The organism is Kitasatospora sp. NPDC051702, from assembly GCF_040681575.1.
In the GTDB taxonomy this organism is placed as follows: Bacteria; Actinomycetota; Actinomycetes; order Streptomycetales; family Streptomycetaceae; genus Kitasatospora.
This window is the reverse complement of record NZ_JBFAZB010000002.1, coordinates 217,657-230,571: the sequence shown is the minus strand read 5'-3', so window position 1 is coordinate 230,571 and position 12,915 is coordinate 217,657. Positions and strand designations below refer to the sequence as shown.

The 12,915-nt window shown below is 73.4% G+C and carries 15 protein-coding genes and 1 riboswitch; of the genes, 6 read left to right on the top strand and 9 right to left on the bottom strand.

From position 1 onward, the window contains the following. Nucleotides 1-310 precede the first annotated feature (310 nt). The 7 genes from AB0N04_RS02900 to AB0N04_RS02870 form a co-directional block, all read right to left on the bottom strand. On the bottom strand, nucleotides 311-748 hold the full coding sequence (locus AB0N04_RS02900) for a PH domain-containing protein (RefSeq protein ID WP_360208067.1): 438 nt from the start codon (nucleotides 746-748) through the stop codon (nucleotides 311-313). 144 nt (nucleotides 749-892) lie between these two features. After that, entirely contained in the window at nucleotides 893-1,741 is an 849-nt protein-coding gene (gene hisG, locus AB0N04_RS02895; RefSeq protein ID WP_360208070.1) for an ATP phosphoribosyltransferase, read from the bottom strand. 51 nt (nucleotides 1,742-1,792) lie between these two features. Next, complete coding sequence (locus AB0N04_RS02890; RefSeq protein WP_030242547.1) at nucleotides 1,793-2,065, bottom strand: phosphoribosyl-ATP diphosphatase; 273 nt, start codon at nucleotides 2,063-2,065, stop codon at nucleotides 1,793-1,795. Nucleotides 2,066-2,224: 159 nt separating this feature from the next. Further along, a complete protein-coding gene (ribH, locus tag AB0N04_RS02885) occupies nucleotides 2,225-2,698 on the bottom strand; it encodes a 6,7-dimethyl-8-ribityllumazine synthase (RefSeq protein ID WP_360208072.1) in 474 nt (157 codons plus the stop codon). A 62-nt stretch (nucleotides 2,699-2,760) separates the two neighbouring features. Further along, complete coding sequence (locus AB0N04_RS02880; RefSeq protein WP_360208075.1) at nucleotides 2,761-4,020, bottom strand: bifunctional 3,4-dihydroxy-2-butanone-4-phosphate synthase/GTP cyclohydrolase II; 1,260 nt, start codon at nucleotides 4,018-4,020, stop codon at nucleotides 2,761-2,763. Continuing rightward, a complete protein-coding gene (locus AB0N04_RS02875; protein ID WP_360208150.1) occupies nucleotides 4,017-4,604 on the bottom strand; it encodes a nicotinamide mononucleotide transporter family protein in 588 nt (195 codons plus the stop codon). The genes AB0N04_RS02880 and AB0N04_RS02875 overlap by 4 nt, the downstream gene beginning before the upstream one ends. Before the next feature lie 56 nt (nucleotides 4,605-4,660). Beyond that, entirely contained in the window at nucleotides 4,661-5,323 is a 663-nt protein-coding gene (locus AB0N04_RS02870) for a riboflavin synthase (RefSeq protein ID WP_360208077.1), read from the bottom strand. A 209-nt stretch (nucleotides 5,324-5,532) separates the two neighbouring features. Continuing rightward, nucleotides 5,533-5,660, bottom strand: a riboswitch (FMN riboswitch). A gap of 299 nt (nucleotides 5,661-5,959) precedes the next feature. Here AB0N04_RS02870 and AB0N04_RS02865 point away from each other — a divergent pair. Further along, the gene (locus tag AB0N04_RS02865) at nucleotides 5,960-6,208 is read left to right on the top strand and encodes an SCO4226 family nickel-binding protein (RefSeq protein WP_360208080.1); all 249 of its coding nucleotides are present in this window, start codon (nucleotides 5,960-5,962) and stop codon (nucleotides 6,206-6,208) included. A 144-nt stretch (nucleotides 6,209-6,352) separates the two neighbouring features. Here the strand turns inward: AB0N04_RS02865 and AB0N04_RS02860 are convergent, their stop codons facing one another. Next, nucleotides 6,353-6,667 (bottom strand): antibiotic biosynthesis monooxygenase, encoded by a 315-nt coding sequence (locus AB0N04_RS02860; RefSeq protein WP_360208083.1) that lies wholly within the window; start codon nucleotides 6,665-6,667, stop codon nucleotides 6,353-6,355. A gap of 166 nt (nucleotides 6,668-6,833) precedes the next feature. Here AB0N04_RS02860 and AB0N04_RS02855 point away from each other — a divergent pair, with 166 nt between their 5' ends. Beyond that, nucleotides 6,834-7,529: an MSMEG_1061 family FMN-dependent PPOX-type flavoprotein gene (locus tag AB0N04_RS02855; RefSeq protein ID WP_360208086.1), complete on the top strand. Its 696-nt coding sequence runs from the start codon at nucleotides 6,834-6,836 to the stop codon at nucleotides 7,527-7,529. A gap of 214 nt (nucleotides 7,530-7,743) precedes the next feature. Here AB0N04_RS02855 and AB0N04_RS02850 read toward each other — a convergent pair whose 3' ends face one another. Then, nucleotides 7,744-7,932 carry a DUF1508 domain-containing protein gene (locus AB0N04_RS02850; RefSeq protein WP_360208089.1) on the bottom strand — a complete coding sequence of 63 codons (189 nt, stop codon included), beginning with the start codon at nucleotides 7,930-7,932 and terminating at the stop codon, nucleotides 7,744-7,746. A gap of 169 nt (nucleotides 7,933-8,101) precedes the next feature. On the opposite strand from AB0N04_RS02850, the gene AB0N04_RS02845 reads away from it, so the two are divergent. From AB0N04_RS02845 to AB0N04_RS02830, 4 genes are all read left to right on the top strand, one after another. Then, entirely contained in the window at nucleotides 8,102-8,527 is a 426-nt protein-coding gene (locus AB0N04_RS02845) for an HIT family protein (RefSeq protein WP_360208092.1), read from the top strand. 333 nt (nucleotides 8,528-8,860) lie between these two features. Beyond that, nucleotides 8,861-9,952 carry a glycoside hydrolase family 19 protein gene (locus AB0N04_RS02840; RefSeq protein WP_360208095.1) on the top strand — a complete coding sequence of 364 codons (1,092 nt, stop codon included), beginning with the start codon at nucleotides 8,861-8,863 and terminating at the stop codon, nucleotides 9,950-9,952. 303 nt (nucleotides 9,953-10,255) lie between these two features. Beyond that, a complete protein-coding gene (locus AB0N04_RS02835) occupies nucleotides 10,256-11,326 on the top strand; it encodes a serine hydrolase domain-containing protein (protein ID WP_360208098.1) in 1,071 nt (356 codons plus the stop codon). Nucleotides 11,327-11,539: 213 nt separating this feature from the next. Then, entirely contained in the window at nucleotides 11,540-12,715 is a 1,176-nt protein-coding gene (locus AB0N04_RS02830) for an alpha/beta hydrolase (RefSeq protein ID WP_360208101.1), read from the top strand. Nucleotides 12,716-12,915 lie beyond the last annotated feature (200 nt).

Here is a 12,915-nt window from a genome sequence, read left to right as displayed (position 1 = left end):
CGCTCGGGGGAAGGTCGACGGCGTGGGTACTACCGGACGGATCGTCCATCGAGGGGGGGTGTCACTCCTCAGGTCGGGTCGGAAAGGGCGGGGACTTTGCCCCGCTTTTACCAGCGTAGACCATACCCGGGCGACGGTAGGAAGGGTGTTCGGACGCACCTGCCCCGGAATCCCAGGCCGGGTGGCGCTCCGGTCGAGGGCCGGACGGGGGCGGACGGGAGCCGGCCGGGAGCCGGCCGGGACGGGAGCCGATCGGGGTGGAGGGACCGCGGGGTGGAGGGCCGGACGGACCCCCGTCCCCTCGCGTCGCTCAGGCGGCGTGCTGCTCGACCAGGTCGCGCAGGGCGCGGGCGTCCGCGATGGCCTGGGCCTTGCCGACCCCGGACTGGATGCCGACCACGGCCAGCGAGGTGCCGTCGGCCAGGTCGAGGGTGGCCCACGGGTCACCCTGGCGGAAGTTGACCCGGACGATCTCCGCCCAGGCGAGCCGGCGACTGCGGACGAAGTTGACCACCGTCACGCCCTGCGCGTCGGCGCGGACCCGCGGGCGGGCCAGCATCAGGCCGACGGCCGCGAACAGCACGCCGCTGGACACCATCATGATCCGGTCGTTGAGCTGCCAGTTCGCCGGCAGCAGCACGGCCATCGCGGCGAACAGCACCACCAGCAGGGCGCAGACCGGCAGCAGCACGGCGCGGGTGCGGCGCGGCGCCCAGGTGACGGGGAACTCGACGGGCGGCGTGGACACGGGGGATCTCCGGTGGGTGCTTCGGGCGGTTCGACTGCGGCGGGCCGTCCGGCCGTTCCGGGGTGCTCGCAGCGATGGGGCGGGGGCGCCGCTCGGCGCCCCCGCCCCATTCAACCGTGTCTTACCCCGGTGACGACCGGCAGGTCAGAGGCGGCAGGCGTGGATGTTGGTGACCAGGATGGCGCGGGCGCCGATGCCCCAGAGGTCGTCCATGATCTGCTGCGCCTCCTTGCGGAGCACCATCGACCGCACCGCGACCCAGCCCTCGGTGTGCAGCGGGGAGACGGTCGGCGACTCCAGGCCCGGGGTGAGCGCCACGGCGGCGCCGACCTTCTCGGCACGGATGTCGTAGTCCATCAGCACGTAGCGGCGGGCCACCAGCACGCCCTGGAGGCGGCGCAGGAACTGCTCCACCGCCGGGTCGTCGCCCGCGCCCTTGGGCCGGATCACCACGGCGTCCGAGATCAGGATCGGCTCGCCGAAGACCTCCAGGCCGGCGTTGCGCAGGCTGGTGCCGGTCTCCACGACGTCGGCGATCACGTCGGCGACGCCGAGCTGGACCGCGGTCTCCACCGCGCCGTCCAGCTTGGTGACGGTCGCCTTCACGCCGTGGTCGGCCAGGTGCTGCTCGACCAGGCCGGTGTAGGAGGTGGCGATCCGCAGGCCCTCCAGGCCCTTCACGTCCTCGACGTCGACGCCCTCGGGGCGGGCGAATCGGAAGGTCGACCCGGCGAAGCCGAGGGCGAGCACCTCCTCGGCGTTGGAGTGCGAGTCGAGCAGCAGGTCGCGGCCGGTGATGCCGACGTCCAGCCGGCCGGAGCCGACGTAGACGGCGATGTCGCGCGGGCGCAGGAAGAAGAACTCCACCTCGTTGTTCGGGTCGACGAGGACGAGCTCCTTGGGGTCCTTCCGCTGGCGGTAGCCGGCCTCATGGAGCATCTCCGCCGCGGGACCCGAGAGAGAACCCTTGTTGGGGACGGCGATGCGCAGCATGGGAGGTTGGTTCCTTACCTGTTGGGAGGGGTGTGCGGTTCCGGGCCGGTCTCAGAGGTACTTGTAGACGTCGTCGAGCGTCAGCCCACGGGCGATCATCATCACCTGAAGGTGGTAGAGCAGCTGGGAGACCTCCTCGGCCGTCTGCTCGTCCGACTGGAACTCGGCGGCCATCCAGACCTCGGCGGCCTCCTCGACGACCTTCTTGCCGATCGCATGGACGCCCTGCTGGACGAGCTGCGCGGTGCGGGAGGACGAGGGGTCGCCGGTGGCGGCCTTCTGCTGGAGCTCGGCGAAGAGCTCCTCGAATGTCTTCGAAGCCATGATGGACTCACCATACGGCGTGCGGGCTGACGGGCGGTAAACGGTCCCGGACCGTGGACAGTCCGGTGGACGTCCACGGTCCGGGGGGTCGGCGCGCAGGTCGTGCGGGGGCGCCGGTGGTGGCGCGGTCGCTCCGGCGCGGCCGCCGGAGCGCTGCGGTCAGAGCGCGGCGCGCAGCACCGCGGCGGTGGCGACGGCCGCGGTGACGGCCTCGTGCCCCTTGTCCTCGGCGGAGCCCGGCAGGCCCGCGCGGTCGAGCGCCTGCTCCTCGTTGTCGCAGGTCAGCACGCCGAACCCGACCGGGACACCGGTGTCGACGCTGACCTGGGTGAGGCCGGCGGTGGCCGCCTGGCAGACGTAGTCGAAGTGCGGGGTGCCGCCGCGGATCACGACGCCGAGCGCGATCACGGCGTCGTAGCCGCGGTCGGCGAGGCGCTTGGCGGCGACCGGCAGTTCGAAGGTGCCGGGGACGCGCAGTACGGTCGGCTCGGCGATGCCCAGCTCCTTGAGCGCCCGGTGGGCGCCGTCCAGCAGGCCGTTCATCACCTGGTCGTGCCACTGCGCGGCGATGACCGCGACCTTGAGGTCGGCGACGCCGTCGATGGTCAGCTCGGGGGCTCCGTGGCCGCTCATGGGGGTACTTCCTGTCCGTCGTGGTTCGTGGTGTCGTGGTGTCGCTGTGGGGCGGGGGGAGTTCAGGAGCCGAGGCCGGGCAGGTCGTGGCCCATCCGGTCGCGCTTGGTGCGCAGGTAGCGCAGGTTGTGCTCACCCGGCGCGATCTCGACCGCCTCGCGCCCCTTGACCTTCAGGCCGTGCTCGGTGAGCGCGGTCAGCTTGTCCGGGTTGTTGGTGAGCAGGGTGAGCGAGCGGACCCCGAGGTCCACCAGCATCTGCGCCGCGATGCTGTAGTCCCGGGCGTCGGCCGGCAGTCCGAGGTCGAGGTTGGCGTCGACGGTGTCGCGCCCCTGCTCCTGGAGCTCGTAGGCGCGCAGCTTGTGCGCCAGGCCGATGCCGCGGCCCTCGTGGCCGCGCAGGTAGAGCACCACGCCGCGGCCGGCCTCGGCGACCCGCTCCAGGGAGGCCTCCAGCTGGGGGCCGCAGTCGCAGCGCAGCGAGCCGAAGACGTCACCCGTCAGGCACTCGGAGTGGACCCGGACCAGGACGTCCTCGTCCTCGGGCAGCCGGCCGTCGGCGCCCAGGCCGCCGGCCACCAGCGCGATGTGCTCGACGCCGTCGATGGTGCCCCGGTACCCGACCGCGGTGAACTCGCCGTGGACGGTGGGCAGGGCGGTGGTGGCGGCCCGGTCGACGTGCAGCTCGGTGCGGCGCCGGTAGGCGATCAGGTCCTCGATGGAGATGATCGCGAGGCCGTGCTCGCGGGCGAAGGCCACCAGTTCGGGCAGCCGGGCCATCGTGCCGTCGTCGTTGACCACCTCGGCGATCGCGCCGGCCGGCGCCAGCCCGGCGAGCCGGGCCAGGTCGACGGCGGCCTCGGTGTGGCCCGGCCGCACCAGCACGCCGCCCTCGACCGCGCGCAGCGGGAAGACGTGCCCGGGGCGGGTCAGGTCGCCCGGCTCGGTGCCGGAGGAGGCCAGCAGCCGGACGGTGCGGGCGCGGTCGGCGGCGGAGATGCCGGTGTCCACCCCGTCCCGGGCGTCCACCGAGACGGCGTAGGCGGTGCCCTTGCGGTCCTCGTTGACCTGCGTCATCGGCGGGAGCTTGAGGCGGTCCAGCTCCTCCCCCGTCATCGGGGTGCAGATCACGCCGGAGCTGTAGCGGATGGTGAAGGCCATCAGCTCGGGGGTGGCCGCGGAGGCGGCGAAGACGATGTCGCCCTCGTTCTCGCGGTCCTCGTCGTCGACCACGATCACGGCGCGGCCGAGCGCGATGTCGGCGATCGCCCGCTCGACCGGGTCGAGGACGAGTTCGAGGCCGTCGGTCTGGTTCTCGGTCATGCCGTGACTCCCTGCGGGACGGTGGCGGACTGGACGCGCGGCTCACGGGTGCTCAGCCACCAGGAGCGCAGGCCGAGCAGCACCAGGACGAAGTAGATCGAGTAGGTGAGTCCGGAGAAGGAGTAGCCGCTGTTGAAGGCGAGCGGGACGCCGACCACGTCGACGGCGATCCAGGCGAACCAGAACTCCAGCCAGCCGCGGGCCTGGGCCACCATCGCGGCCAGCGTGCCGACGAAGATGTAGGCGTCCGACCACGGGCTCCAGGACAGGCTGGGGTAGGACTGGAACAGCAGGGCCAGACCGACGGTGCCGGCCGCCGTGCCGGCCACCAGGGCGGCCCGCTCGGGCCAGGTGGCGAACCGGACGGCGATCGTGCCGGTGTCCCGGCGCCCCCGCCGCCACTGGGTCCAGCCCCAGGCGGCGGTGACGACCACGATCAGCTGCTTGCCGATCAGACCGGGGACGTGGCCGCCGAGGTAGGCGGTGATCAGCACGGCGCCGGACAGGAGCTGGACCGGCCAGCTCCACACCGAACGGCGCCAGCCGAGCGCGAGCGCGGACAGCCCGAGCAGGTTGCCGAACATGTCGGCCCACTTCACGTGCTCGCCGAGGACGGTGAACGCTTCTCCGCTGAGCCAGCTCACTCGGACTCCCCGGCGATGGTCGGGGGGAGGGTGCGGGAGTCGAGCAGCCGCTCCACGTACTTGGCGAGGACGTCCACCTCGAGGTTGACGCTCTCGCCGACGGCCTTGGCGCCCAGCGTGGTCAGCGCGAGGGTGGCGGGGATCAGGCTGACGGTGAAGCTGTCCCGGGCCGCCTCGACCACGGTGAGGCTGACGCCGTCGACCGTGATCGAGCCCTTCTCGACCAGGTAGCGGGAGATGCTGTCGGGGAGCGAGAAGCGCAGCACCTCCCAGCGCAGCTCGCCCGCGGCGTCGCGCTCACCGGGCTCGCGGGACAGCAGCCGCCCGGTCGCGTCGACGTGGCCCTGGACGAGGTGTCCGCCGAGCCGGGCGCCGAGCGCCATGGCGCGCTCCAGGTTCACCCGGGACCCGGGCTTCAGCTCGCCGAGGCTGGAGCGGTGCAGCGTCTCGGCCATCACGTCGGCGCTGAACTCGCCGCCGGCGGCCGCCAGTTCCTCGGGGCTGTCGACGACGGTCAGGCAGACGCCGTTGACCGCGATGGAGTCGCCGTGGTGCGCGTCCGAACAGACCACCGGGCCGCGCAGGCGGATCCGCGAGGAGTCGCCGATCTCCTCGATCGACACGACCTCGCCGAGCTCTTCGATGATGCCGGTGAACACCCGGGTTCTCCTCGCGCTTGGGGCGCGGACTCCGGGGCGGCAGAGGGAGATGACACGGACGGGCAGCGGCGCACGGGCCGACGGCACGACCCGTCGCCGGGGGTGCCGGGACCGCCGGGAGATCGCTCGCCCGGCACGGGAGACACCGCTCCCGCCGTCCACCTGACCGTGGTCCACCGGGGGACCACGGGTACCGCTCTACGTCCGCCCGCGCACGCCTCCCATCCGGACTTTAACCGTCGGTCCAGGAATTTCACCTGGTCAACCGGCCGCTGGCTGCGGACGGGTCGCGGACTGTAACCGCCGGTTCGGATTTTCACCGACCCCGGAGTGCGCTGAACGTCACTGCTTGATGCCGTCATTGTGCCACGCCGTACGCAAGGCCAGGGAGAGCCGTCCGCTGTGGTCTGTTTCACGCGGGTGCGGGGAATGTGCGCCGGGGTGCTACGCGGTGGCGGCGGGGGGTGGGGTGGGGCGGGGCGACGGGCTGCGGCGGGTGGGGCCGTCTGGTGGCGGAGCCGGGCGGCCGGGGCCAGGCTGGTGGTAAGGCCCGGCCGCCCGCCGACGGGAACGTCCTGCACGCGAACGCCGCGGACGGGCACGCGCCCGTGAAGCGAAGGTACGGAGGCGAGGGCGATGGCGAAGTTCATGGACGTCCACCACGGGATGTCCGGGATCACCGCGGACATGCTCAGGCAGGCGCACGCGGCCGACCTGGCGATCCAGGGCGAGGAGGGCGTGCAGTTCGAGCAGGCGTGGGCCGATCCCGAATCGGGCACGGTGTACTGCCTCTCCGAGGCCCCGTCCCGGGAAGCCGTGCAGCGGATCCACACCCGCACGGGGCACCCGGCGGACGAGATCCACCCGGTGCCGCTCGAGGTGTGACGGCTGCGCCGCCCGGGGTGGCCTCCGGGGCTTGAGCCCTGGTGGCTCCCGGGGGCTCGGGGGACTCACGGGGTCCGCGCAGGGCCTGGCCTGGCGGGTGCGCTTTGCGCTTGCGGTGATCCGGGGCGTGGCGGGTGCGGCGGTTCAGGGCGCGGCGGGTGCGGCGATCGGCGTGAAGTGGCTGACCACCGGCGGGTGCGCGAGGTAGCGCAGCTCGCCCTCCGCCCACACCGGCCGGATCCGCCACATCGGCCCGGCGTAGCCCCGCAGGGCATCCTCGTCGCGCCAGCGGCTCACCACGAGCACCCGGTGCCCGTCCTCGGTGACCGAGCGCAACAGCTCGCCGCCCAGGCAGCCGTCGGTCCGCCCGAGCTGCGGGATCACCTGCGAGGTCAGCAGCGCGCAGAACTCCTCGACGTGGCCGGCCATGACCTGCCCGGCCCAGATCCTGACGATCACGACCACCACCTCCGAGCGGCAGCCCCGGCGCCCCGGGAGCGGGCGCCCCTGGCCCCCATTATCCGGGTGGAACCGCTGGTGGGGAGGGGTGGACGGCCGGTATTTGCGAAAGCCGGCACCAGGACCGGCCCGAGGTGACCGTTCGGGCCTGGACTAGATTCGCGGTATGACCACCACACCGGAAGCTGCCAGTCCGTCAACCGCCGCCCCGGGCACGCCGGGCAGCCTGTTCGCCGCGCTGAGCGCCACGGCCCTGACCGACCCGGACCAGTTGCGGGAGGTCTACGAGCAGCCCGGCGACCACGCCCGGCGCAAGCAGGTGGACCGGCTGCACGACGTCGCGCGGCAGCTGATCGCCTGCTCCTCGCTGGTGTTCGTGGCCAGCTCCGACGCCGCCGGGCGCTGCGACGTCTCACCGCGCGGCGGGCCGGCCGGCCTGGTCTCCGTCCTCGACGAGTACACCCTGGCCATTCCGGACGCCACCGGCAACAAGCGCTTGGACACCCTGCACAACATCCTCGAGAACGGCCGGGTCGGGCTGCTCTTCGTCGTGCCCGGCCGGGAGACCACGCTGCGCGTCAACGGGCGGGCCTGCGTCTCCACCGACCCGGAGCTGCTGAGCCGGCTGGTCGCCGTCGGCAAGCCCCCGCGCAGCGCGATCGTGGTCGCCGTCGAGGAGGTGTACGCGCACTGCCCGAAGGCCCTCCTGCGCGGCTCGGCCTGGAAGCCGGAGAACTGGCTGGCCAAGGACGCCCAGCCGACCTCGGCCGAGGTCACGCTCTCGCACCTGCGGGACGACTCGCTGACCATCGAGATGATCGAGCAGAACGAGCGGGAGGCGCTGCTCTACCGCTACGAGTGAGCGCCCGCTGCCGGTGGGCTCCCGCTCGGCGCCCGCTGGACGTGAGTGCCCGACCACCCGCGCCGGGTGTTACGAGTGGCGCCCGGGAGCAGTCGGCACGGTGGGGGCCGGTCCGGGTGGACCGGCCCCCGGCCGTGTTCGGCACGGTGGGCGCGCGGTCGGCGCTCACCCGCGCCGTGCACGACCGTGGGTCCGGCCCCGCTCAGGCGGCCGCTCAGGCGGCCCTGGGGAGGTCCACCACCGGCGCCCCGTCCGCCGCCCGCTGGACGGCCTCCACGCCCTTGTGGGCGGCCTCCTTGCTGGAGTAGCCCTGGCCGGTGGCGACGATCTCGCCGTTGCCCGCCTTGAGCCGGAACCGGTACTTGCCGCCGGCGTCCTCGTAGACCTCGAACTTGCCCGCCATCCGGGCCACCTCCTCCTGGGGCGCGCAGTGCGCACGTTGGTCGGCCCCCTCCAGCACGGTGCGCCCCGCCGCCCGGCCGCCGCACCCCGTCCGGGGCCGGACGGGTGACGCGGGGCACGGGCCCGTTCCCGGGGGTGCCCGTCCCGCCGCCGCTGGCTTGAATGGACGGATGGACGGACGGACGGACTGCGTCTTCTGCGCGGTGGTGGCGGGCGGGGCGCCCGCCCACCTGGTGCTGGACGACGAGGCGGCGGTCGCCTTCCTGGACCGGCGGCCGCTCTTCCCCGGCCACGTGCTGGTGGTGCCGCGCGCCCACCACGGCACCCTCGCGGACCTGCCGGCCGCCGAGGTGGGGCCGTTCTTCCTCCGGGTCCAGCGGATCGCGGCCGCGGTGGAGCGGGGGCTCGGCGCGGCGGGCAGCTTCGTGGCGGCGAACAACCGGATCAGCCAGTCCGTGCCGCACCTGCACGTCCACGTGGTGCCGCGCAATCCGAAGGACGGGCTGCGCGGGTTCTTCTGGCCGCGCGGGACGTACCCGGACGAGGCGGCGGCGGCGGAGGTCGCGGCCCGGCTGCGGGCGGCGCTCGAGGAGTGAGGGGCGGGGGCAGGTAGGGCGTCGGGGCGGGTTGGTGGGGGGTTGGTGGGGGCTGGGAGACCGGCGGGGCGCCGGTGGGGGGTTCGGGGCGGTCGGGGCCGGGGTGGTTCGTGGGCGGCGCGGACGGTGCCGTTCCCCGCCCACACTGAGCCGCTTTCACCGACCCTCTTGACAGGTATAGACCACTCCGCTTGAGTCGGTGTCGGCCCCGTACCGGCCCACACCCCGGTCGGCCGTCCCCCACGACGCGCCCCCACCCGGGGCCAGGCTCCCAGCCCCGCTCAGGTCCCTGTCCCGACGACGTGCGGCCCCCACCGCACAAGGGGTGATGACGTGTCAACGAAACGCCTGCTCGCACTGCTCTGCGCCGTGGTCACGGCGCTGGCGGTCGCGGTGCTCCTCCCCGCCTCCGCCAGCGCGGCCGCCTGCGGCACGCCGTGGAACGCGACCGCCGTGTACACCGGCGGCGCGTCCGTCTCGTACAACGGGCACAACTGGACCGCCAAGTGGTGGACCCAGAACGAGCCCCCGAGCGCCGGCGGCTCCGGCGTCTGGGCCGACCAGGGCGGCTGCGGCGGGTCCACCGACCCGACGCCCACGCCGACGCCCACCCCCGGCACCTGCAGCTACCCCGACTGGGTCGCCGGCCGCACCTACACCACCGGCGCGATCGTCCGCTACACCAACGGCGGTTACTACCGCGCGACCCACGACAACCCGGGCTACGACCCGGTCATCAGCACCTGGTACTGGGAGCCGTACGCCTGCGGCACGACGCCCGACCCGACCCCGACCCCCAACCCGGGCGGATTCCCCGTCAGCCAGGCCCAGTTCAACCAGATGTTCCCGAGCCGGAACGCCTTCTACACCTACCAGGGGCTGGTCGACGCGCTCGGCGCCTACCCCGGCTTCGCGGCCACCGGCAGCGACACCGTCCGCCGGCAGGAAGCCGCCGCGTTCCTCGCCAACGTCAGTCACGAGACCGGCGGACTGGTCTACGTGGTCGAGCAGAACACCGCCAACTACCCCCACTACTGCGACACCTCGCAGCCCTACGGGTGCCCGGCCGGGCAGGCCGCGTACTACGGCCGCGGGCCGATCCAGCTGAGCTGGAACTTCAACTACAAGGCCGCCGGCGACGCGCTCGGGATCGACCTGCTGCACAACCCGAACCTGGTGCAGACCGACCCGGCCGTGGCCTGGAAGACCGGTCTCTGGTACTGGAACACCCAGAACGGGCCCGGCACCATGACCGCGCACAACGCCATGGTCAACGGCGCCGGCTTCGGTGAGACGATCCGCAGCATCAACGGCTCGCTGGAGTGCAACGGCAACAACACCGCGCAGATGCAGCACCGGATCAGCCTCTACCAGAGCTTCACGCAGATCCTCGGCACCGTTCCCGGGGGCAACCTGAGCTGCTGACGGGCCGTCGCCCGGGCGGGCGTCCCGCTCCGCCCGGGCGGGGTGCCGTGGCGCGGCGCGGCGCTTCCGGGTGCCGCGTCGCGCTGCGTGGCGCTTCCCGGTGCCGCGTTGCGCTTCGTTGCGCTTCGTGGTGCCGCATTGCGCTTCGTGGCGCTGGACGGTGCTTCGAGGTGCGTACCGACCTGCGTGGTGCGTACCGTGCGGAGCGTAGTGGGGCGTACGCCTGGAGGAGCAGTCGGGACCGGTGGAAATCGTCGTTCCGGCGGACGATTTCGCTGGTCGCGACGCTCTAGGCTCACCACCATGAACGAACTCGCCCGCCTCGACCACCTCGTCCAGCAGACCGCCGACCGGCTCGCCGGCCAGCAGGTCGGCACGGTGGTCGCCGGGCTGGCCGGCGGCGCCGTGCAGATCCACGGCGCCGGGCGGACGAGCCCGGGCGGCGGCGTGCCCGGGCCGCGCACCCTCTTCGAAATCGGTTCCGTCACCAAGGTGTTCACCTCGATCGTCCTCGCACGGCTGGTGCTCGACGGCTCCGTCGAACTCGACGCACCGCTCGCGGAGGTCCTCGCCGACGCCCGGCCCGGCGGCGCCACCGTGCCGAGCAGGGGCGATACACCCATCACCCTCCGACACCTCGCCACCCACACCTCGGGGCTCCCCCGCCTGCCCCGGGGCATGACGGCGACGGCCCTGCTCAGGCCCAACAAGCCCGATCCGTACGCCCACTGCACCGCGGCACACGTCCTCGACGGCCTCGCCCGGACGAGGCTGCGGGCCGACCCGGGGCGCGCCTTCCGCTACTCCAACCTCGGCGCCGGACTGCTCGGGCTCGCCCTCGCCCACCGGGCCGGCACCGGCTACGAGGAGCTGGTGACGCGTGAGGTCTGCACGCCGCTGGGCCTGGTGGACACCTGCCTGCACCCGAACGCAGCCCAGGCGGAGCGGATGGCGCACGGGCACACCGCCGGCGCCCGTCCGGTGCCCCACTGGGACCTCGCGGACATCCCCGGCATGGGCGGGCTCCGCTCCACCGCCGCCGACCTCGCGATACTCCTGCGGGCCCAGCTGGCCGCCGAACACGAGCCGGACGCGCCGCTGTCGCCCGCGATCACCCTCACCCGGGAGACCCGACACCGCGTCAACCCGTTCGCCTGGATGCACCTGGGGTGGCTCGGCCACCGCCTGCACACCCAGCAGGGCGGACACCTGCAGATCTGGCACAACGGGGAGACGGGCGGCTTCCGCTCGTTCGTCGCCTTCGATCCGGAGAAGCAGGTCGGCGTGGTGGTCCTCGCCAACACCCGCCGCTCGGTCGACGCGGCCGGGACGGCCCTGCTGCGCACGCTGCAGAACGAATTCGCGGCGGCGTGAGGCCGTGGGGGCACGGGGGCCTGCGGGCTTGCGGTCGTGGGGCCGTGGGGCCGTGGGGCCGTGCCATCGCGGGAGGTCGTGCGGTGCGAGGCCCGTACCCCCTAGGGGTCCCCACGGAGGTGCCCCGGAGCGACCGCCGCCACCGTCTCCGGAGCCACCCCTACGCCCCTGAGGCGACGTCAGATGCCGTGCCGGAAGCCTACGGTCGAAGACATGAGCCGACTCCGTCGAACCTCCGCCGCGGCAGCCCTCCTGCTTGCCCTGCCGCTCTCCGTCGCCGCCGCGCCCGCCCTGGCCGCGCCCTCGCCCACCACCGCCTCCCCCTCCGCCGCCACGCCCGCGATCCGGGTCGACCTGCCGCGGCCCACCGGTCCCAACGCGGTCGGGCGGGAGGTCCTGCACCTGGTGGACCAGGACCGGCCCGACCCGTGGGTCCCGTCCGCCGGGCCGCGCCAGCTGATGGTGTCGATGTACTACCCCGCCAAGGCGGGGACGGGCGGCCCCGCACCGTACATGACGCCGGAGGCCGCCCGGCTGCTGCTGGCCGAGAAGGTCCCGGGCAACGTCATCCCGGTCGAGGCCGTGACCGGGGCCCGCACCTGGGCGGAGTCCGGCGCCCGCCCGCAGCACGGCCGGTTCCCGCTGGTCGTGCTCTCCCCCGGCTTCACCATGCCGCGCAGCGAACTGACCAGCCTGGCCGAGGACCTGGCCAGCCGCGGGTACGTCGTCGCCTCCGTCGACCACACCTACGAGAACACCGGGACCACCTTCCCCGACGGCAGCACGCTCACCTGCGTCGTCTGCGGCCACCTCGACGACTTCGGCGGCGCGGAGGCGGTGTCCGCGAGCCGCGCCAAGGACGTCTCCTTCGTCGTCGACCAGCTGACCTCCCACCCCCACCCGGCCTGGCGCTACGCCCGCATGATCGACGAGGACCGGATCGGCATGGCCGGGCACTCGCTCGGCGGCGCCGCAGCCGTCCCGGCCCTGCTGACCGACGACCGGATCCGGGCCGGTGTGAACCTCGACGGCACCATGGACCTCACGGTCCCCGAGTCCGGGCTGAACGGGAAGCCCTTCCTGATGATCGGCCACCCGCTGCCCGGCACCGAGGACCCGACCTGGACGACCAGCTGGGCCCGGCTCGACGGCTGGAAGCGCTGGCTCACCTTCGAGGGCTCCAACCACGGCACCTTCACCGACAACCCGCTGTTCGCCGAGCCCTACCACCTGCCCGTCCCGCCCGGCACGACGATGTCCGCGCAACGCGGCGTCGAGCTCACCCGCTCCTACGTGGCGGCCTTCTTCGACCTGCAGCTGAAGGACAAGCCGCAACCCGTCCTCGACGGCCCCACCACCTCCGCCCCCGAGGTCACCTTCCACCCCTGACCCGCCCTCGTCCGCGGCGAGCTCCCCACCCGGGTCACCGACGATGAACCCACCGCGCAGGAAGTCGGCCACGTCGACTTCCTGCGCCGCCGCTTCTCGCCGCGCCCGGCGGGCGTGGGCCTTCGGGGCTGTGGAATCGACGGGCCCTGCCCGGCGGGGGTGGGGTGGCCTGGCTGCGGCGGGCTACCGCACGGGAAGTC

What these genes read in the sequence shown, in the direction of transcription:
- AB0N04_RS02830 (WP_360208101.1), top strand. Translation starts at nt 11,540, where the DNA reads ATGAGCCGACTCCGTCGAACCTCCGCCGCGGCAGCCCTCCTGCTTGCC.
- ribH (WP_360208072.1), bottom strand. Translation starts at nt 2,698, where the DNA reads ATGAGCGGCCACGGAGCCCCCGAGCTGACCATCGACGGCGTCGCCGAC.
- AB0N04_RS02850 (WP_360208089.1), bottom strand. Translation starts at nt 7,932, where the DNA reads ATGGCGGGCAAGTTCGAGGTCTACGAGGACGCCGGCGGCAAGTACCGG.
- AB0N04_RS02865 (WP_360208080.1), top strand. Translation starts at nt 5,960, where the DNA reads ATGGCGAAGTTCATGGACGTCCACCACGGGATGTCCGGGATCACCGCG.
- AB0N04_RS02880 (WP_360208075.1), bottom strand. Translation starts at nt 4,020, where the DNA reads ATGACCGAGAACCAGACCGACGGCCTCGAACTCGTCCTCGACCCGGTC.
- AB0N04_RS02875 (WP_360208150.1), bottom strand. Translation starts at nt 4,604, where the DNA reads ATGTTCGGCAACCTGCTCGGGCTGTCCGCGCTCGCGCTCGGCTGGCGC.
- AB0N04_RS02845 (WP_360208092.1), top strand. Translation starts at nt 8,102, where the DNA reads ATGGACGGACGGACGGACTGCGTCTTCTGCGCGGTGGTGGCGGGCGGG.
- AB0N04_RS02890 (WP_030242547.1), bottom strand. Translation starts at nt 2,065, where the DNA reads ATGGCTTCGAAGACATTCGAGGAGCTCTTCGCCGAGCTCCAGCAGAAG.
- AB0N04_RS02835 (WP_360208098.1), top strand. Translation starts at nt 10,256, where the DNA reads ATGAACGAACTCGCCCGCCTCGACCACCTCGTCCAGCAGACCGCCGAC.
- hisG (WP_360208070.1), bottom strand. Translation starts at nt 1,741, where the DNA reads ATGCTGCGCATCGCCGTCCCCAACAAGGGTTCTCTCTCGGGTCCCGCG.
- AB0N04_RS02855 (WP_360208086.1), top strand. Translation starts at nt 6,834, where the DNA reads ATGACCACCACACCGGAAGCTGCCAGTCCGTCAACCGCCGCCCCGGGC.